Origin of the sequence: Herbiconiux aconitum (assembly GCF_024979235.1) — a bacterium.
In the GTDB taxonomy this organism is placed as follows: domain Bacteria; phylum Actinomycetota; class Actinomycetes; order Actinomycetales; family Microbacteriaceae; genus Herbiconiux; species Herbiconiux aconitum.
Window position 1 is genome coordinate 1,925,075 of sequence record NZ_JANLCM010000001.1, and the last position, 17,369, is coordinate 1,942,443.

At 68.3% G+C, this 17,369-nt stretch carries 16 protein-coding genes; 7 read left to right on the plus strand and 9 right to left on the minus strand.

The annotated features are described in order from the left end of the window. The first annotated feature begins 19 nt into the window (after positions 1 to 19). The 3 genes from N1027_RS09190 (at position 20) to N1027_RS09200 (ending at position 2,322) form a co-directional block, all read left to right on the plus strand. Entirely contained in the window at positions 20 to 649 is a 630-nt protein-coding gene (locus tag N1027_RS09190; RefSeq protein WP_259507113.1) for a DNA-directed RNA polymerase subunit beta, read from the plus strand. A 231-nt stretch (positions 650 to 880) separates the two neighbouring features. Further along, positions 881 to 1,480, plus strand: coding sequence for a sigma-70 family RNA polymerase sigma factor (locus tag N1027_RS09195; RefSeq protein ID WP_372499703.1), 600 nt, complete (start codon positions 881 to 883; stop codon positions 1,478 to 1,480). After that, positions 1,477 to 2,322, plus strand: a complete 846-nt coding sequence (locus N1027_RS09200; protein WP_259507115.1) for an anti-sigma factor — start codon at positions 1,477 to 1,479, stop codon at positions 2,320 to 2,322. Before N1027_RS09195 ends, N1027_RS09200 begins: the two co-directional genes overlap by 4 nt. A gap of 82 nt (positions 2,323 to 2,404) precedes the next feature. Here the strand turns inward: N1027_RS09200 and pstB are convergent, their stop codons facing one another. The 9 genes from pstB to N1027_RS09245 all read right to left on the minus strand — a co-directional run bounded on the left by pstB (position 2,405) and on the right by N1027_RS09245 (position 13,964). After that, complete coding sequence (pstB, locus tag N1027_RS09205) at positions 2,405 to 3,184, minus strand: phosphate ABC transporter ATP-binding protein PstB (RefSeq protein WP_259507116.1); 780 nt, start codon at positions 3,182 to 3,184, stop codon at positions 2,405 to 2,407. A 30-nt stretch (positions 3,185 to 3,214) separates the two neighbouring features. After that, positions 3,215 to 4,318 (minus strand): phosphate ABC transporter permease PstA, encoded by a 1,104-nt coding sequence (gene pstA / locus N1027_RS09210; RefSeq protein WP_259507117.1) that lies wholly within the window; start codon positions 4,316 to 4,318, stop codon positions 3,215 to 3,217. Continuing rightward, the gene (gene pstC / locus N1027_RS09215) at positions 4,315 to 5,457 is read right to left on the minus strand and encodes a phosphate ABC transporter permease subunit PstC (protein ID WP_259507118.1); all 1,143 of its coding nucleotides are present in this window, start codon (positions 5,455 to 5,457) and stop codon (positions 4,315 to 4,317) included. Before pstC ends, pstA begins: the two co-directional genes overlap by 4 nt. Before the next feature lie 140 nt (positions 5,458 to 5,597). After that, positions 5,598 to 6,728 (minus strand): phosphate ABC transporter substrate-binding protein PstS, encoded by a 1,131-nt coding sequence (pstS, locus tag N1027_RS09220; protein WP_259507119.1) that lies wholly within the window; start codon positions 6,726 to 6,728, stop codon positions 5,598 to 5,600. A gap of 185 nt (positions 6,729 to 6,913) precedes the next feature. After that, the gene (locus tag N1027_RS09225; protein ID WP_259507120.1) at positions 6,914 to 7,843 is read right to left on the minus strand and encodes an NUDIX hydrolase; all 930 of its coding nucleotides are present in this window, start codon (positions 7,841 to 7,843) and stop codon (positions 6,914 to 6,916) included. Next, positions 7,840 to 10,020, minus strand: a complete 2,181-nt coding sequence (locus tag N1027_RS09230) for an RNA degradosome polyphosphate kinase (RefSeq protein WP_259507121.1) — start codon at positions 10,018 to 10,020, stop codon at positions 7,840 to 7,842. Before N1027_RS09230 ends, N1027_RS09225 begins: the two co-directional genes overlap by 4 nt. A gap of 148 nt (positions 10,021 to 10,168) precedes the next feature. After that, positions 10,169 to 12,310, minus strand: a complete 2,142-nt coding sequence (locus tag N1027_RS09235) for a glycosyl hydrolase family 8 (protein ID WP_259507124.1) — start codon at positions 12,308 to 12,310, stop codon at positions 10,169 to 10,171. A 78-nt stretch (positions 12,311 to 12,388) separates the two neighbouring features. Further along, entirely contained in the window at positions 12,389 to 13,303 is a 915-nt protein-coding gene (gene mshD / locus N1027_RS09240) for a mycothiol synthase (protein ID WP_259507125.1), read from the minus strand. After that, positions 13,272 to 13,964 carry a response regulator transcription factor gene (locus N1027_RS09245; protein ID WP_092547699.1) on the minus strand — a complete coding sequence of 231 codons (693 nt, stop codon included), beginning with the start codon at positions 13,962 to 13,964 and terminating at the stop codon, positions 13,272 to 13,274. Before N1027_RS09245 ends, mshD begins: the two co-directional genes overlap by 32 nt. A 66-nt stretch (positions 13,965 to 14,030) precedes the next feature. Here N1027_RS09245 and N1027_RS09250 point away from each other — a divergent pair, with 66 nt between their 5' ends. From N1027_RS09250 to N1027_RS09265, 4 genes are all read left to right on the plus strand, one after another. Continuing rightward, positions 14,031 to 14,297 carry a hypothetical protein gene (locus N1027_RS09250; protein ID WP_259507136.1) on the plus strand — a complete coding sequence of 89 codons (267 nt, stop codon included), beginning with the start codon at positions 14,031 to 14,033 and terminating at the stop codon, positions 14,295 to 14,297. Positions 14,298 to 14,429: 132 nt separating this feature from the next. Further along, positions 14,430 to 15,032 carry a nitrobindin family protein gene (locus N1027_RS09255; RefSeq protein ID WP_259507138.1) on the plus strand — a complete coding sequence of 201 codons (603 nt, stop codon included), beginning with the start codon at positions 14,430 to 14,432 and terminating at the stop codon, positions 15,030 to 15,032. Positions 15,033 to 15,037: 5 nt separating this feature from the next. Then, positions 15,038 to 16,210 carry a CAF17-like 4Fe-4S cluster assembly/insertion protein YgfZ gene (gene ygfZ, locus N1027_RS09260; protein WP_259507140.1) on the plus strand — a complete coding sequence of 391 codons (1,173 nt, stop codon included), beginning with the start codon at positions 15,038 to 15,040 and terminating at the stop codon, positions 16,208 to 16,210. Positions 16,211 to 16,233: 23 nt separating this feature from the next. Further along, positions 16,234 to 17,349, plus strand: coding sequence for an FUSC family protein (locus tag N1027_RS09265; RefSeq protein ID WP_259507142.1), 1,116 nt, complete (start codon positions 16,234 to 16,236; stop codon positions 17,347 to 17,349). Positions 17,350 to 17,369: the final 20 nt, after the last annotated feature.

The window sequence follows — 17,369 nt, forward strand, 5'->3', positions numbered from 1 at the left end:
GGGGGCAGGATGGGATGGCATGAGCAACGATTTCCACAAGCCGGCACTTTTCGACGGCTCGGCCTTCGAAGCGTTCCAGGGCGGCGAAGATCCCGCGCACATCAATCGTGTGGCCCACGAGACCGCGGGTGCGCTGCTCAACCGGGTGCGCGACGATCCGCATCCGGAGGTCATCGACCGTCTGCTCAGCTTCACCGACGATCACGGAATCGACGCCATCGCCGAGCTCTGGGCGCGCGCGAACCCGCGCACCCTGCCCGGGAGCCTGTGGCGCATCTACCTGCTGCGCGCCCTCATCCGGCAAGACCCTGAGCAGACCAGCTACTTCTTCGAACGCGGCACCGAGGTCATCCCGAGCATCGACCCGGTCGTGGCCGGTGCTGAGTCGCCGACGGGGCCGAAGGAGATCACCGAACTCGCCGATCAGATTCTGCGCGGCCTCTTCACAGGAGATTTTGCGATCGCCCTCGATCGGGCCTCCGCGTTCTGCCGCATCATGGCTCAGGGATGCGCCAGCATCGCTGACGACGCGGAGATCGGCGCCCCCGACACGGCGTCGACGCTCACCACCCGCGCACTCCGATTCGAGACCATCGGAGCGGATCTCACGCAGTCGGCCGGCCTCTGGCGCAGCGACAACCTCGACTGATTGCGTAAACTAGACCGAGTCGGGTCGCGGTAACCCCGGGCTCCAATATTCGCCGCTACGAGCGGCCTCTCGCCGAGAGGCGTTCCGCGACCCGGCTCTTCATTTTCACGAACTCCCCTCCACTCGCTGAGGGGAGTTCCGCTCCAATCCGCTGACTCCCGGGTTCCGAATAGCTGTCATGAACGTGATCCGATGTTCAGCCCCCGAGTCCGATTGAGAGCGTGTCCTGCCATGCTTGAACTCGTGACCACCGACAGAGGGCCGGACACAGGGAGTTCCGAGACCGCTGTGACCTTCGAACGACTGCTCGACCTCATCTCGCGAGGAGACCAACAGGCCTTCTCGGAGCTCTACGACCGCACAGCGCCTCGCGTGCTGGGCCTCGTGAAGCGGGTGCTGGTCGATCACGCGCAGTCCGAAGAGGTGGCGCAAGAGGTCTTCCTCGAAATCTGGCGCACCGCGTCGCGGTTCGAGTCGCAGCGTGGCAGCGCGATGTCGTGGATTCTCACGATGTCGCATCGCCGGGCCGTCGACCGGGTGCGTTCGTCGCAGTCGGGACACGACCGCGACGAACGGATCGGGCTCCGTGACATCGAACCCGAATACGACGAGGTCAGCGAGACCGTCGAGATCCGCATCGAACACGAAAGGGTGAAGAGGGCCATGGCGCAGTTGACCGCGCTGCAACGCGAAGCGATCTCCCTCGCTTACTACGGTGGATACAGCCACACCGAGATCGCAGGCATCCTCTCCATTCCGGTCGGTACCGTGAAGACCAGGCTCCGCGACGGAATGATCAGACTTCGAGACGAATTGGGGGTGACCTCATGAACGACCGCCGTGATGACGACGATCCCCGCCTGTCGACGGGTGCGTACTCACTCGATGCCCTGACCCGCGACGAGGCCGAGGCCTTCGAGCGGGCGACGGATGCGTCTGACAGCCTCCGCGAGGAGACCGACGGCCTCGTCGAGACAGCAGGCCTGCTCGGCCTCGCAGCCACCCCGGTGGCTCCGTCGGAGCGCTTGAAGACCGACTTGATGGCGAAGCTCGCGACGACTCCGCAGCTCGACCGCGAAATTCCGGCTACGTCGATCCCGGATGCGTCGACCCCGGCCGAGACGCCGGTCGCGGATGCGCGACACGCTTCCACGACGACCCGGGCGGAATCCCGCGCGTCATCCCGTGCCCGCACCCGCTGGTTCAACCGCCCCGCAACCCTCGTGGCCGGCATCGCGGCCGCGGCCGCTCTGTTCATCGGCGGTGGTGTGGTCGGCACGGCGATCTCAGGCGGCTTCGGAGACTCGGTGATCACGGATGTCTCTGCGGCAGGTCTGGCCGAGATCACCGCGGCAGCCGACTCCCAACGCTCGACCGTTCCGGTCGCGGGCGGCGGAACGGCCACGGTGGTCTGGTCGAACGAATTGGGTCGCTCGGCGGTCGTGGTCGACGGACTCGCGACGTTGCCCGACGGCAAGGTCTACGAGGCCTGGTACATCGACGCAGCGGGCGCAGCACCCGCGGGCACCTTCGAGGCGTCGGGCGACGGCACCTCCTGGCACGTTCTGGCTGGCGCCCTCAGCCCCGGCGACACGGTCGGCGTCACGGTCGAGCCGGCCGGAGGTTCATCGGCTCCCACCACCGACCCCATCATCGTGGCCCCCACCGTCTGACCCCCTTCGCGAGTCGCCAAAATCCGCCCTCAACCATACGGTTGGAGGGCGGACTTTGGCGACTCGCGAGGAATGGGGTGGGCTACCCGAATCGGCCCGAGACGTAGTCTTCGGTGGCCTGCACAGTGGGATTGCTGAAGATGGTCGTGGTCTCGTCGAACTCGATGAGCTTGCCCGGCTTGCCAGTGCCCGCGATGTTGAAGAACGCGGTCTTGTCGGAGACGCGCGAGGCCTGCTGCATGTTGTGGGTCACGATCACGATCGTGTACTCCTGCTTGAGCTCCTCGATCAGGTCTTCGATGGCGAGGGTCGAGATCGGGTCGAGAGCCGAGCACGGCTCGTCCATGAGAAGCACGTCGGGGGAGACCGCGATCGCGCGCGCGATGCAGAGTCGCTGCTGCTGGCCACCGGAGAGACCGGAGCCCGGGAGCGACAGGCGGTCCTTGACCTCTTCCCAGAGGTTCGCGCCCTTCAGCGACTTCTCCACCAGGTCGTCGCCGTCGGACTTCGACAGGCGCTTGTTGTTGAGGCGCACGCCGGCCAGCACGTTGTCGCGGATCGACATCGTGGGGAACGGGTTCGCTCGCTGGAACACCATGCCGACCTGCCGGCGCACGAGCACCGGGTCGACGCCGGGGGCGTAGAGGTCGTTGCCGTCGATCAGCACCTCACCCTGCACGTGCGCACCGGGGATGACCTCGTGCATGCGGTTCAGGGTGCGGAGGAAGGTCGACTTGCCGCATCCGGAAGGGCCGATGAAGGCGGTCACGGTGCGGGGCTCGATGTTGATGTTGACGCCTTCGACGGCGAGGAAGTCGCTGTAGTAGACGTTGAGGTCGTTGACTTCGATGCGCTTGGACACGAAAGTTCCTTCTTCGTTCGGTGGTTCGGGTTACCGCGAGCCCTTGGGGGCGAAGACCTTGGCGACGACGCGGGCGATGAGGTTGAGGATGACGACGAGGATGACCAGGAGCAGTGCCGCACCCCAGGCGGAGGCGTTGGAGGCGGCGATGTCCTGTCCCGGGAACTTGTACCCGGTGTAGGCCATCACGGGGAGGGTCTGCATCGGGCCGTCGAAGGGGTTCGCGTTGAAGTTGTCGGTGAAGCTCGCCGCCATGAAGATCGGCGCGGTCTCACCGATGACGCGGGCGATGGCGAGCATGACGCCCGTCACGATGCCGGCGATGGCGGTGGGCAGCACGATCTTCGTGATCGTGGAGAACTTCGAGACGCCGAGAGCGTAGGAGGCCTCGCGCAGGTCGTGCGGCACCAGTCGGAGCATCTCCTCGCAGGAGCGCACCACGATCGGAATCATCAGCACGGCGAGAGCGATCGAGGCGGAGAACCCGCTGAACGCCTTGGGGCCGACGATGAGGGTGAACAGCGAGAAGGCGAAGAGGCCGGCGACGATCGAGGGGATGCCCGTCATGACGTCGACCAGGAAGGTGACGGTGCGCGCCATCCAGTGCTTCGGCTCGGCGTACTCGACCAGGTAGATGGAGGTGAGGATGCCGATCGGAATCGAGATGAGGGCCGCGATGCCGGTGATGATGAGCGTTCCCACGATGGCCTGCCACGCGCCGACCTGTGTCGTCACCTCGAGGGTGTCGGGGTTGAAGACCGACTGCGAGGTCTGGGTCACGAAGTCCCAGTTGATCACGCCGATGCCGTTGGCGACCACGGTGATCAGCGTCGAGATGAGGGGCGCCAGTGCGAGCAGGAACGCGACGGTGACGAGGCCGCGCACGACACGGTCGGTGGCCTTCCGGCGGTTCTCGACCGCGGAGGAGAGGATGCCGAGCCCGATCAGGTAGATGACCGCGGCGAGCACGAGCCAGCCGGCCACGTTGAAGCCCATGAGCAGCAGGATGGCCGCGCTGAGCGCGAGCGACCCGGCCAGCACGTACCACTCGATGAAACGGGGGAGCTGTCCGGAGGTCAGGGAGTTGGCGATGCGCTCGGTGGGCTGCCGGCTGGGGCTGATTGTCGCGGTCACGCGTCTGTTCCCTCTCGCTTTTCCGTGTCGATCTCGGGTTCGGGATCGTCGGCGCCCTCGGAGTGCACGGCGGCCGACTTGCGGGCCAGCACGTCGTCGACGGCGAGAACGGTGCTCGGGTCGGACGGCGGCAGCTGGGCCAGCATCTTCTTGCGCTTGCGCTGAGCGCTCTTTCCGGCGCGACCCGCGATGATGCGCGCCAGCATGTTGACGGCGAGCGAGATCACGAACAGCAGCAGGCCCGTGCCGATCAGGGCTTCGCGCTGCAGGGTGGTGGCGATCGGGAAGTTCAGGGCGATGTTCGCGGCGATGGTCTGCGAGTTCTCACCTTCGGTGAGCATCCGCACCGACACCAGGATGGCCGGGGAGATGATGAGCGCGATCGCCATGGTCTCGCCCAGCGCGCGGCCCAGGCCGAGCAGGGTGGCGCTGATGACGCCGGAACGGCCGTAGGGGAAGACGGCCATCTTGACCATCTCCCACTTGGTGGCGCCGAGCGCCAGCGCTGCCTCTTCGTGCAGGAGCGGGGTCTGCAGGAAGACCTCGCGGGAGATCGAGGTGATGATCGGCAGGATCATCACGGCCAGCACCACGGCGCCGGCGAGGATGGTCGATCCGGTGGTGGACACCTGGCCGCCGAAGAGCGGGATCCAGCCGAGGTAGGTGTTGAGCCAGTCGGACAGCGGCAGCAGGAAGGGGCGGATGACGATGATGCCCCAGAGGCCGAAGACGATGGAGGGCACCGCGGCCAGCAGGTCGACCAGGTAGCCGAGGATGCCGGCGAGGCGACGTGGCGCATAGTGCGAGATGAACAACGCGATGCCGATGGCGATCGGGGCGCCGATGATCAGCGCGATCGCGGAGGCGAACAGTGTTCCGAAGATGAGGGGACCGACGTAGGTCCAGAAGTTGGCGTAGCCGCCGGTGGGGCCGCTGGTCAGATCGGGGTTCGTCTGCCAGTCGGCCATGATGGCCGGAACGGCCTGGATGATCAGGAACAGCGCGACGCCGGCCAGGATCACCATGATCGAGGCGGCGGAGCCGGTGCTGAGGCCGAGGAAGATGCGGTCGGCCGGCCGCGCCTTGGCGCGCACGCCCTTGGTGGACCGCCGGGGCCCCTGGGAGCCGGGTGCGCTCATGTTTTCCTTACCGGTCGCCGTCTGGTCGTCTCCGCCGAGTCTCCTCGTAGCGGGTTCAACAGCTGTGTTTTCGCTCACTGCACTCTCTCAAGGGTATTGGCGTAGACGAGCCAGACGGCAACCGGTTTATTCAGGGGGTGTTACTTGACGAGCTCGAGGCTCGTGGCGATCTGCGACAGCATGTCGGCCGGGATGGGGGCCGAGCCGGCGTTCTTCGCGGCGACTTCCTGGCCGACCTCGCTCGCGACGAACGAGATGTAGCCCTTGGTGACCTCGGCCTGAGCCGCGTCCTTGAACGTGGTGCAGAGGATCGCGTAGGAGATCAGCGGGATCGGGTAGGCGTCGGTGTTGGTGATCTTCGTGTAGTCGATCTTCTGCGCGAGGTCACCCTCGATACCGGTGTCCTGCGTCTCCGAAGCCTCGGTGAAAGCGTTGGAAGCACCTTCCGGGGTGAAGGCGACGAAGTCGGTGCTGTCGCCCACCTGGATGTTCGCAGCGGTCAGTTCGCCGATGGCGCTGTGGTCGGCGTAGCCGATGGTGCCCTCGCCGGCCTTGACGGTGTTGACGACACCCGAACCACCCTGCTGGGCGCTCGACCCGGCGATCGGCCAGGCGTTGCTCGGAGCGTTGGTCCAGATGGACGGCTGCACCGCGCTGAGGTAGTTGGTGAAGTTCTGCGTGGTGCCGGAGCCGTCGGAACGGGTGACCGTCGTGATCTGGGTGGCGGGCAGGGTCGCGTCGGGGTTCTCCGCCGCGATGGCCGGGTCGTTCCAGGTGGTGATCTGGAGCGAGAAGATCTTCGCGATCGTGGCCGACGAGAGGTTCAGGTCATCGACGCCCGGGAGGTTGTAGATGACCGCGACGCCGTCGAGGTAGATCGGCAGGTTGATTCCGCCGCCGGGGCCGCAGATGGTCTGCGAGGAGGCCTGCTGGTCTTCCTTCAGGGGCGAGTCGGAGCCCGCGAAGTCGTAGCTGCCGGCGAGCCAGTTGGTGACGCCACCGCCCGAACCCTGCGACTTGTCGTAGTTGATGGTGACGCCCTTGGCCTGGGCGGTGAAGGCCGAGACCCAGGCAGCCTGAGCGTTCGCCTGGGCGCTGGAGCCACCGGCGGTGATGGTGCCGGCGAGTGCGCTGTAGTCGACTGCCGCGGTGGTCGGAGTCGTCGAGGCGGCCGGGGTTCCGTCGCTGCTGCTGCCGCTTGCGCAGGCCGAAAGCGCCAGGGCGGTCACGAGGGCAAGGCTGCCCACCGCTGCCACGTTCTTGAGCTTCACTGTGTTCCCTTCGAATTGGGTTTTCTCCGCGACGGCCGCAGTGAAATTCGAGTCATCGATACAGGCGCGCACGGTTGGGGTCGGTGCTGACCCGACTGCGACACTAAGCGCGGTGTTTAACGAGTGACCCGCATGAAGATGAACGGAAGGTTAACGGGGCCCGTCGATCGACGAACTCCGAACGGTCACGGGTTCGGTACGTGGGTCTCGATCGCGATGATCCCGGAGCCGGGCCGATCGACCGAGAGGTGAAGCACCGAGAAACCGGCGACGGGCAGGTCGCCGGCGCGCGAGACGGTGGCCGCGGGAGCGGTTCCGGTGGCCAACGCCACCTCCCGCACGATGTCGGGGAGCACGGGTCCGTGGCTGCAGACGACCGCGGTCACGCGCTTGCGCACGCGTTTGCCCATGAGCTCTCGCACCGCGCTCTCGCCGCTCTCGTAGGCGTCTTGGCTGATCGCATCCGTCGTCTTCACGGGCAGCTTCAGCGCTTTCGAAAGGGGCTCGACGGTCTGGCGGCAGCGGCGGGCCGTGCTGCTGTAGAGCTTCTCCGGACCGAAGGCGGCGACGCTCGACACGATCGAGCGCGCCTCGCCGCGGCCGCGTTCGGTGAGCGGGCGTTCGGCGTCGGGCCCGTGGAACTGGTAGGGCGGCGTGGCTTTGGCGTGCCGCAACGCGATGATCGCGAAGGTGCGGGTCACGCCGTCGTCGACGAGCATCCGGAATCGTTCGACGATCTCGGCGTCGCGTTCGTAGCTCAGGGCCGCGAGCGCCTTCTTGACGGGCAGCCACTCGAGCGCCGCCACCTCGTCGTTCGGCAGAAACGTGGAGCCCAGGATGGCCTCGTCGGTCGCCTCCGCGGCCCAGTAGTGCACCACCTTCTCGCGCCCGTTCGGCATGGTGTAATTCGTGACGCCGAGCGGCACGCCGAGGGTCACGGCGAGGCCGGTCTCCTCCGCGATCTCGCGCACGGCCGTCTCCGGCAGGGTCTCGCCCGGGTCGACTTTGCCTTTCGGCAGGGAGATGTCGCGGTGCGACGTGCGGTGGATGACCAGCACGTTCACCTTGCCTTCGACGAACCGCCAGCAGACGGCGCCGGCCGCGAAGACGGTCACCGCGTGGTGCCCGGTCGCTTGCGGCGGCTGATCTGCTGCATCAGCTCGTCCTGCAGGTCGATCAGGTGATTGCCCTCGACGTCGACGACGCTACGGTTCCAGTCGCCGGCCTGATCGAGCGCCCAGGAGGTCACCTCGTCCGACATCGCGAGCTCGAACAGCCCGTCGATCTCGCGCAGGTGATCGGGGTCGACGAGTCGTACCAGCGCCTCGACCCGGCGGTCGAGGTTGCGGTGCATCATGTCGGCCGAGCCGATGAACACCTGGGGGTCGCCGTTGTTGTGGAACGAGAAGATGCGCGAGTGCTCGAGGTAGCGGCCGAGGATGGAGCGCACGCGGATGGTCTCGCTGAGACCCTCCTGCCCGGGCTTCAGCGAGCAGATGCCGCGCACCCAGATGTCGATCGGCACGCCGGCTTGGCTCGCCCGGTAGAGGCCGTCGATGATCGCTTCGTCGACGATGGAGTTCAGCTTGATGCGGATGCCGGAGGGCAGACCTTTGCGGGCGTTGTCGGCTTCGTCGGCGATCCGCTTGAGCAGGCCCTTCCGGAGGTGCAGCGGTGCCACCAGCAGGCGCTTGAACTTCTTCTCGATGGCGTAGCCGGAGAGTTCGTTGAACAACCGGGTGAGGTCTTTGCCCACCTGGTCGTCGGCGGTCAGCAGCCCCAGGTCTTCGTAGATGCGCGAGGTCTTGGGGTTGTAGTTGCCGGTGCCGATGTGGCTGTACGACTTCAGGCGGCCCTTCTCCTGCCGGATGACGAGGGCGAGCTTGCAGTGGGTCTTCAGGCCCACGAGCCCGTAGACGACGTGCACTCCGGCCTTCTCCAGCTTGCGCGCCCAGGAGATGTTGGCCTGCTCGTCGAAACGGGCCTTGATCTCCACCAGAGCGAGCACCTGCTTGCCCGCTTCGGCAGCGTCGATCAGGGCCTCGACGATCGGGCTGTCACCGCTCGTGCGGTACAGCGTCTGCTTGATGGCCAGAACGTGCGGGTCGGCCGCGGCCTGCTCGAGGAAGGCCTGCACGCTGGTGGCGAACGACTCGTAGGGGTGGTGCAGCAGGATGTCGCCGCGCGAGATGGCCTTGAAGATGTCGGGCTTCGCGTTGGGCTCGGGCGGCAACAGAGCCACCGAGGTGGTGGGCACGTGCTTGGGGTATTTCAGGTCGGGCCGCGGGATGCGCGTGAGGTCGAACAGGCCGCCCAGGTCGAGCGGCCACGGCAGGCGGTAGACCTCCTGCTCGGTGATGTCGAGCTCGCGCACGAGCAGCTCGAGTGTCACCGAATCCATGTCATCGGTGATCTCGAGGCGGATCGGCGGCCCGAAGCGGCGGCGCAGCAGCTCCTTCTCGAGCGCCTGCAGCAGGTTCTCGGTCTCGTCTTCCTCCACCTCGACGTCTTCGTTGCGGGTGACGCGGAACACGTGGTGCTCCACGATCTCCATACCGGGGAAGAGGTCGCCGAGATGATTGGCGATCAGGTCTTCGAGCGGGATGAACCGCAGTTCGTTGACCGACTCGCGCTGATCGACCCGGATGAATCGGTTGAGCACCTGCGGCACCTTGAGCCGCGCGAACTCCTCCTTGCCGGTCTTCGAGTTGCGCACGCGCACCGAGAGGTTGAGCGAGAGGCCCGAGATGTAGGGGAACGGATGCGCGGGGTCGACGGCGAGCGGCATCAGCACCGGGAAGATCTGTTGCGAGAAGATCTCGCGCAGGTTCTCGCGGTCGGCCTCGTCGAGTTCGCTGTAGGCGACGATGCGGATGCCGGCGTCGGCGAGTGCGGGGCTCACCAGGTTCTGCCAGGCGGCTGCGTGGCGGCCCTGCAGTTCGTGGGCCTTGATGGAGATGTCTTCGAGCACATCCGTCGGCCGGCGCCCGACGTTCGTGGGAACGGCGAGGTCGGTGAGGATGCGCCGTTTGAGGCCGGCGACGCGCACCATGAAGAACTCGTCGAGGTTCGAGGCGAAGATGGCGAGGAAGTTCGCGCGTTCGAGCACCGGCAGCGACGGGTCTTCGGCGAGCTCGAGCACGCGGTTGTTGAACGCGAGCCAGCTCAGCTCGCGGTCGAGGTAGCGGCCCTCGGGCAACGGGGGGCCGGCGGTGGTCACGGCCAGTTCGTCGTAGTCGTCGTCGAAGTCGGTGACGACTCCGGCGTCGAGCGAGATCATGTCGTCGTCCATCAGAACATCATGTCACTCAGGCGTGACCGCGGGCATCGCCCTCCGTAAACGCTGGATGACCGTTGCGACAGAATCCACTCGTCCCTCAACGGGCAGTTCGCGCGATCTTGGCCCCGTCAGGGACGAGTCGAAAGGCGGGAGGGGCGGGTCAGGGGGAGAGATGGGCGGCGAGAGTGGCGGCGACCGCATCGGAGACCGAGTTCGGGCCGCCGAGCAGCACGATGCGGTGCGGTGCGAGGCGGTCGAGTTCGGCGGCGACGGCGGCCGGCACGGTGTCGCGGGTGACGAGGAGCACCGGGGCGGCGCGCCCGATCGCGGCGGCGGCGCCGGAGAGGGCGTCGGGGTAGTTCTGCCCGGAGGCGACGAAGATGGTTCCGAAGGCCGGGCCCTCGAATGCACCGGCCGAGATCGCGGCAGCCACCGCGAAACGGTCGGTTCCCGCGATGCGCGTCACCGGGGCCATCCCGGCGAGGGCGTCACGCGTGGTGGTCGAGACGGAGTTCACCCCGCCGAGCAGCACGATCCCGTCGGGGTCGAGGCGCGCGAGTTCGTTCGCGACCGGCGTGGGGATGCCGTCTTTCCGCACCAGCAGCACCGGAGCATCCTCGTGGCCGGCTGCCGCTGAACCGGCGAGGGCATCGGGGAAGACCTCGCCCGAGGCGACGTACACGAGCTTCAGGCCGGGGTCGAAAGCGTCGGCCGAGATCGCGGCCGAGACGGCGAACCGGTCGGCGCCGCCGATCCGGTCGACCGTGACGGCGTAGTCGCGCAGCCGGGTGGCGACCGCGGCGCTCACCGTGTTCTCGCCGCCGAGCACGACGATACGGTGTGGCTGCAGTCGGCCGAGCTCTGCGGCCACGGGGGGCGGGATCTCGTTCTTGCGCACGAGCACGACGGGACCGCCCGCTGCGCCCGCCGCCGCCGAGGCCGAGAGCGCGTCGGGAAAGACCTCGCCCGAGGCGACGTAGACGGTGGCCGTGGCCGGGGCGAAGTTCGCGGCCGAGACGGCCGCCGACACCGCGAACCGGTCGGCGCCGCCGATCCGCTCGACCCCCGTCGCCGCATGGGCGGCGGGCAGCCAGGAGTTGTTCGAGACGAGGAGCATCACCTGCAGCCGGATCGAGTCGGCGTAGTAGCCGCCGCTCGGGGCCGTGCGGAGACTGCTCCAAGCGCGGTCGACCCACTCCTGGGCATCGAGGTGCGGCGCCGCGACCGCGGCCATCGGGGCCAGGAAGGCGAGATCGCCGTAGGAGACGAGGGGCGTGCCGTCGAGTCGGTATCCGGCGCGAACGGCCGCGGGGTCGGCTGCGGTCGCCTGCACGACCCAGTCGCGCATCCGGTCGGCGGCAGCGAGCGATGCCGGATCGCCCGCGACCAAGGCGCCCGCGGCGAGGCGCCAGGGGGTGCGGCAGGCGTTCCAGGAGAAGTCGCCGTCGAACGCGGACTCGAGGAACTGTGGGGGAGCGGGCCGCGGGGTGGTGTCGGTGTCGACCACGAAGTCGGGGAGGAGGCCGGTGGCCGGAGAATACGACCCCTGGAGGGTCGTCACGAGCGCGCCCGAGGCGGCGATCGCATCGGTCCAGAACGAATCGCCGGTCGCGTCGGCGAAGGCGCGGAAGTGGTCGATCATGAGATCGGAGGTGCGCGTGGCGAACCAGAATGCGTCGCCCGGGGCGGGCCAGTCGCCCAGCAGCGGCAGGTGCGTCTGCGGGTTGAAGTCGCTTCGCTCGATCGCCTCGATCATGGTCGTGGCCTCGGCGAGGTAGTCCACGGCGCCGGTGGAGCCCCACTGCGTGTCGGCGAGGAGCAGCCCGAACGCGACATCCAGGTCGCCGTCGGTCGCCGAGCCGGCGTCGCCCGGGATGCTTGCACAGTCGGCGCCCTGGTGCCAGGCCATGAGGGCCGGGTCGACCTCGCTCGGGTGGTCGTCGACATAGCGGTACAGGCCGTCGAACACCGTTCGGGCAGCGGGGTCTTCGCCGGCCATCAGCGCGGTGATCACCATCCCGTACCCCTGACCCTCCGACACCACCATCGAGGCCGTCGAGGTGGAGGCGTCGACGTAATAGCGGTCGGTGCCGCAGCCCGCCTTCACGTACCTCGACTTCCACGCGGAGTAGGCGCTCGCGGTGTCCGCGTCAGCGGCCGCCTCGCCTCGCGGCGGCAGCGCGGCACCCGGCGCGAGTTCGACGAGGTGCGATCCGAACGGCCGCGTCGCCTCTTCGGCAGCCTGCACCGGTGTCGCACTCGCGACGGACAGCGAGGCGGCCAGCAGCGCGATCGTCGCCACGGCCGTCCTGGCCCGATCATGTCGAGTGCGCATCCTGAACCCCCATCGCCCCCAGACGGGAGTGGGTTCGAGGATACCTCAGCGGCGGAGCGGGCGCAGGGGGTGGCGCTGCTGGTACTGCACGTCGATGGTGTGGTCGGTGAAGCCGAGCGAGCGGTAGAGCGCGACGGCCCGGGTGTTGTCAGCGTCGACGAAGAGGGCGGCTTGCGAGCATCCGCGCTCCACCAGCCGGGCCAGCCCGCGATTCATCAAGAAGCGACCGAGCCCCTGGCCCGCGTAGTCCTCGTCGACCCCGATCACGTAGATCTCGCCCACACGCTCGTCGCCCGGCTCCACCTTCAGCCAGTTGTAGCCGGCGAGCCGACCGGCCGCATCGCGCAACAACAAGAAGTCGTCGGGTTCGAACCATGTCTCCGACATCCGGAAGCTCAGGTCTTCTGCCGTCAGGCTGCCCTGTTCGGCATGCGACGCGAAGACCCGCGCGTTCAGGTCGACCCAGTCGTCGACATCCCGCCCGCCACGGAAAGTCGAGAGCGTGAACCCGTCGGGTGGCGGCGAAGCTGTGTCGGCCGTGCTCGGCAGTTCTCGCCGCAGCTGCAGCAGGGTGCGCACGGCGTCGAAACGGTGACTCGCGGCCAGGCGGCGGCTGGCCGGATGATCGCCGTGCGCCCACGCGCGGAGCGGCTCGTCGTCGGGCCCGAGCGGCCCCTGGTTGGCGAGCAGGATGTCGAGCAGCTGCCGCCCGAGCCCCTCCTCGCGCCACTCCGGATCGATCACGAACTCCAGTTCGCCCTGACCGACGATGGCCGCGCCCACGACGGTGCCGGTGCGCTCGGCCAGGAGAAGCGAGCGCGTGCCCTTGCCGGCGTCGACGAGCGCCTGGTCGTTGAAGGGCTGCTGGCCGTCGACCAGAGCGGCGCGCGCGACGAGTCGCAGAAAGGGTTCGCGCGCGTCGTCGGGGCTACTGATTGAGAGTGTGAGCGAGTCGCTCATTGTCGTCCTCGAAGAAGTTGAAGCGGTACCCCACGTTGCGCACGGTGCCGATCAACGATTCGAGGTCGCCCAGTTTCGCGCGCAGGCGCCGCACGTGCACGTCGACGGTGCGGGTGCCGCCGAAGTAGTCGTAGCCCCAGACCTCGCTGAGCAGCTGCTCCCGCGTGAAGACGCGCGAGGGGTGCATCGCGAAGAAGCGCAGCAGCTCGAACTCCTTGAAGGTGAGGTCGAGCGGGCGGCCGTGCACCCGGGCCGAGTAGCTCGCCTCGTCGATCACGACGCCGGAGGCCTGGATCTTCGACGTCGACTGGTCTTGCACCTGCCGGCCGATGGCGAGACGGATGCGCGTGTCGACCTCCGCCGGGCCCGCCGTCTCGAGCACGACATCCGCCGCGCCCCATTCGGCGCTGACCGCCGTGAGCCCGCCCTCGGTGAGGATGAGCACGACGGGAACCCCGATGCCGGTGCTCGACAGGATCTTGCAGAGGGAGCGGGCGCTCGCGAGGTCGTGGCGGGCGTCGACGAAGATGAGGTCGCTGTTCGGCGTGTTGACCAACTGAGACGCCTCGGCCGGGATCTGGCGGGTTCGATGGCTCAAGAGCGAGAGCGCGGGCAACACCTCTCGGTCGACCGCAGAGGTCAGGATCAACAACTGCGCCACGTAAGATCCTCCAGAGAACGCCTGCGGTACATACTATCGGGCAGAATGACGGGTATGAGTCTGCTCATGAGAAGCGTAGTCCCGGTGTGGATCCTGACAATCCTCGCCGTGATCGCCGTCGGGGTGTTCGTCACGCCGGCCGAGTTTCTCGTGTTCATGCCGGTGGTGTTGGGCCTCGCGCTCCTCGTGACCTTCGGCATCCAGATCGTGGTGCGCGAACGCAAGGGCTTCGTGAACCGGGTCTCGGCCAGCGTCGGCGGAGCGGTCGTCATCCTCGCCCTCGCCACCGTGGTGCTGGGTCCCCTCGCCTTCGCGGCGGGCGCTAAGCTTTAGGCATGTCCTACGTCGCGCTAGAACTGCTGTTCATCGGGCTTCTCGGGCTCGCGAGCCTCGCCATCGCCTGGACGGCCGGGGTCGTCGTCTACAAGCTCTTCCGCGGTCAGCGCTGAACGTCGGGTTGCCGCGTTGATCGAGATCCCCACCGACCTGCCGGCCGAGCTGGTTCCCCTGTCGTGGTTGATCGGGGTCTGGGAGGGCACCGGCGTCATCGACTACGCCGTGGGAGACGAGAACGTCTCGCAGGAGTTCGGCCAGCGCATCAGTTTCAGCCATGACGGCCTGCCGTTCCTGAACTACAGCTCCTACACCTGGTTGCTCGGCGGCGAGGTCGAAGGCCAACCGCTCACGTCGGAGACCGGATACTGGCGGCTGGCCCGCCTGCACATCGAGGGTGACGTCGGCCCGGCCATGCTCCCGGGTGTCGGCCCGCGACCGTTCAACACGGCGCAGTCGGTCGAGACTCTCCGCAACTCGGCCGAGGGCTTCGACATCGAGGTGTCGATCGTGCACCCCACCGGCGTCAGCGAGCTCTACCTCGGGCAGGTCAAGGGTCCGCGCATCGATCTCGCGACCGATGCCGTGGTGCGCACGCAGTCGGCCAAGGAGTACGCCGCGGCCACCCGCATCTACGGTCTGGTCGACAACCACCTGCTCTGGGCGTGGGACATCGCGGCCCTCGGTCAAGACCTCCGAACCCACGCCTCGGCGCGGCTCGCGAAGGCGGATTGAGCGTCGTGACGGCCTCGCCGTTCCTCGACCTCCCGGGCGCGGTCGCCGCTTCGGGCGCCGACGAGGGTGTCGCCGCCCACTACGGCAACCCGATCATCGAGCAGCGGATGCTCGCGGGCGGCCCGGGCGCACCCGCCGGCTCCGGCGCATCCGTCGTCGTCGACCTCTCGAACCGCGGCGTCATCTCGGTCTCCGGCCCCGACCGGTTGAGCTGGCTCGACTCCGTGACGAGTCAGAGCATCCGGGAACTCGCCCCCGGCGCCTCGGCAGAGACGCTGCTGCTGAGCGCCAACGGGCGCATCGAGCACGCCATCCGGGTTGTGGATGACGGCGAGACCGCGTGGCTCCTGGTCGACGCCGCCGAGACCGCGCCGCTCGAAGAGTGGTTGCAGCGGATGCGTTTCATGCTGCGGGTCGAGATCGCCGACCGCAGCGCCGAGTTCGCCACCGTCGGCTGGCTTGCCGCCGGCCCTGAAGATGACGCGCCAACAGCTCTCGCGACCGTCGCCGAAGTCGGCAACGGGCACCCGCTCACCTGGGCCGACCCCTGGCCCGAGGTCGTGGCCGGGGGTGTGCAATACGCGCTGGTCGACGAGCATCCGGGCGCCACCTGGTTCTGGCGTGAGACGCTCGTGCGCCGAGCCGCCCTTCCGCAGCTGGTCGACGCCGTGCGAGCCGGAGAGCTCGGTGTCGCCGGGCTGCTCGCCGCTGAAGCCCTCCGCATCGCCGCCTGGCGGCCGCGGCTCTCCACCGAGGTCGACGAGCGGTCGATCCCCCACGAGCTCGACTGGATGCGGTCGGCCGTGCACCTGAGCAAGGGCTGCTACCGCGGGCAGGAGACCGTCGCGAAGGTGCACAATCTCGGTCACCCGCCGCGTCGGCTCGTGCTGCTGAACCTCGACGGGTCGGACGCCGTGCTCCCCGCCGCGGGCGACGAGGTGTTCGCTGCGGGCACGGAGGATGCCGCGGGGCACGTGACCTCGGTCGCCATCCACCACGAGTGGGGTCCGATCGCGCTCGCCGTGGTGAAACGCCAGCTGCCGGTCGACGCCCCGGTGGTGGTGCGAACGGCCGATGGCGACGTGGCGGCCACCGCAGAAGAGATCGTCTCGCCCGACGCCGGTGCGACGGTGGGCCGTGTGCCCCGCCTGCCCCGGCTGGGCGCCCGCACGCGCTGAGACGCCATGACCGACGCCGCGCCATGACCGAGGTGACACCGGCCGATGACGGGCCCACTCCTCGCCGGCGCCGGTGGGATGCCGCGGTGCGGGGCAGTGTCGACCGCACGACGGGGAGCCTGACGGCGATCCTGCAGCTGGTGGTGGCCGTCACCATCTCCTATGCGGTCGCGCACTACGCACTCGGTCACGAGTTCCCCATCGCCGCGGTGACGGTGAGCCTGTCGAGCCTCGGGCTGGTGCTCGACGCCCGACCGCGCCGCGTGCTCGAGACGGCCATCGCGATGACGATCGGCATCACGCTGAGCGAGCTGATCCTGCTCTCCTTCGGCCAGGGGTTGTGGCAGTTCGCCCTCACGATGTTCGCCGTGCTCGCGGTCACCCGCGCGCTGTCGCCCCTGCCCGGCATCCCGATCGTGGCCGCGGTGCAGGCGGCGCTCGTGGCACTCACCCCGATCCCGCCCGGCGGACCGTTCACGCGCACGGCCGATGCCGTGGTAGGGGGCTTGATCGCGCTCGCCTGCACGGCGCTGCTGCCGCGCGATCCGCGGCGGGCGGCGCGACGGGAGGCCCTGAAGTTCTTCAGCGCCTTCAACGCGCTGGCCTCGTCACTGGCCACGGTGTTGCGGCTCGGCGACCAACGCACCGCAGAGGTCGTGCTCGGTCGGGCGCGCGAGACGCAGCACCTGGTCGATCAGTGGAAGGACTCTATCGACTCCGCGGCCGCCATCGCCCGCATCTCGCCCTTTCTGCGCAAGCACCGCGCGGAGCTCGCCGAACTGCAGGTGATGCAGACGAACATGGACAACGCCGCGCGCAACCTGCGCGTGGTGATCCGTCGCCTGAGCGTGCTGCCCGGCGGCCGGGCGCGGCCCGAGATCGCGCAGGTCATCGCGGGCGTGCAGAGCGCCGGGTCGATGCTCGCGCAGAGCATCGATCGGCCGGAGCTCCGGCCCATCGTGCGGCAGAGTCTCGTGCTCATCGCGATCACCCTCGACCCGCGCATCCTGGTTCCCGAGGAGCCGGTCTCCGAGTCGGCGCTGGTGGTCTCGATCCGGCCGCTCGTCTACGATCTGCTCGCGGCCAGCGGGATGCCGGCAGAGGAGGCGTTGCGGGCGTTCCCCGACATCAGCCACTGAAAAGGGCGCGCGCGGCCCTC

What these genes read in the sequence shown, in the direction of transcription:
- N1027_RS09230 (WP_259507121.1), bottom strand. Translation starts at nt 10,020, where the DNA reads ATGGACGACGACATGATCTCGCTCGACGCCGGAGTCGTCACCGACTTC.
- N1027_RS09265 (WP_259507142.1), top strand. Translation starts at nt 16,234, where the DNA reads ATGACCGAGGTGACACCGGCCGATGACGGGCCCACTCCTCGCCGGCGC.
- pstC (WP_259507118.1), bottom strand. Translation starts at nt 5,457, where the DNA reads ATGAGCGCACCCGGCTCCCAGGGGCCCCGGCGGTCCACCAAGGGCGTG.
- N1027_RS09190 (WP_259507113.1), top strand. Translation starts at nt 20, where the DNA reads ATGAGCAACGATTTCCACAAGCCGGCACTTTTCGACGGCTCGGCCTTC.
- mshD (WP_259507125.1), bottom strand. Translation starts at nt 13,303, where the DNA reads ATGAGCGACTCGCTCACACTCTCAATCAGTAGCCCCGACGACGCGCGC.
- N1027_RS09200 (WP_259507115.1), top strand. Translation starts at nt 1,477, where the DNA reads ATGAACGACCGCCGTGATGACGACGATCCCCGCCTGTCGACGGGTGCG.
- N1027_RS09250 (WP_259507136.1), top strand. Translation starts at nt 14,031, where the DNA reads ATGAGAAGCGTAGTCCCGGTGTGGATCCTGACAATCCTCGCCGTGATC.
- N1027_RS09195 (WP_372499703.1), top strand. Translation starts at nt 881, where the DNA reads ATGCTTGAACTCGTGACCACCGACAGAGGGCCGGACACAGGGAGTTCC.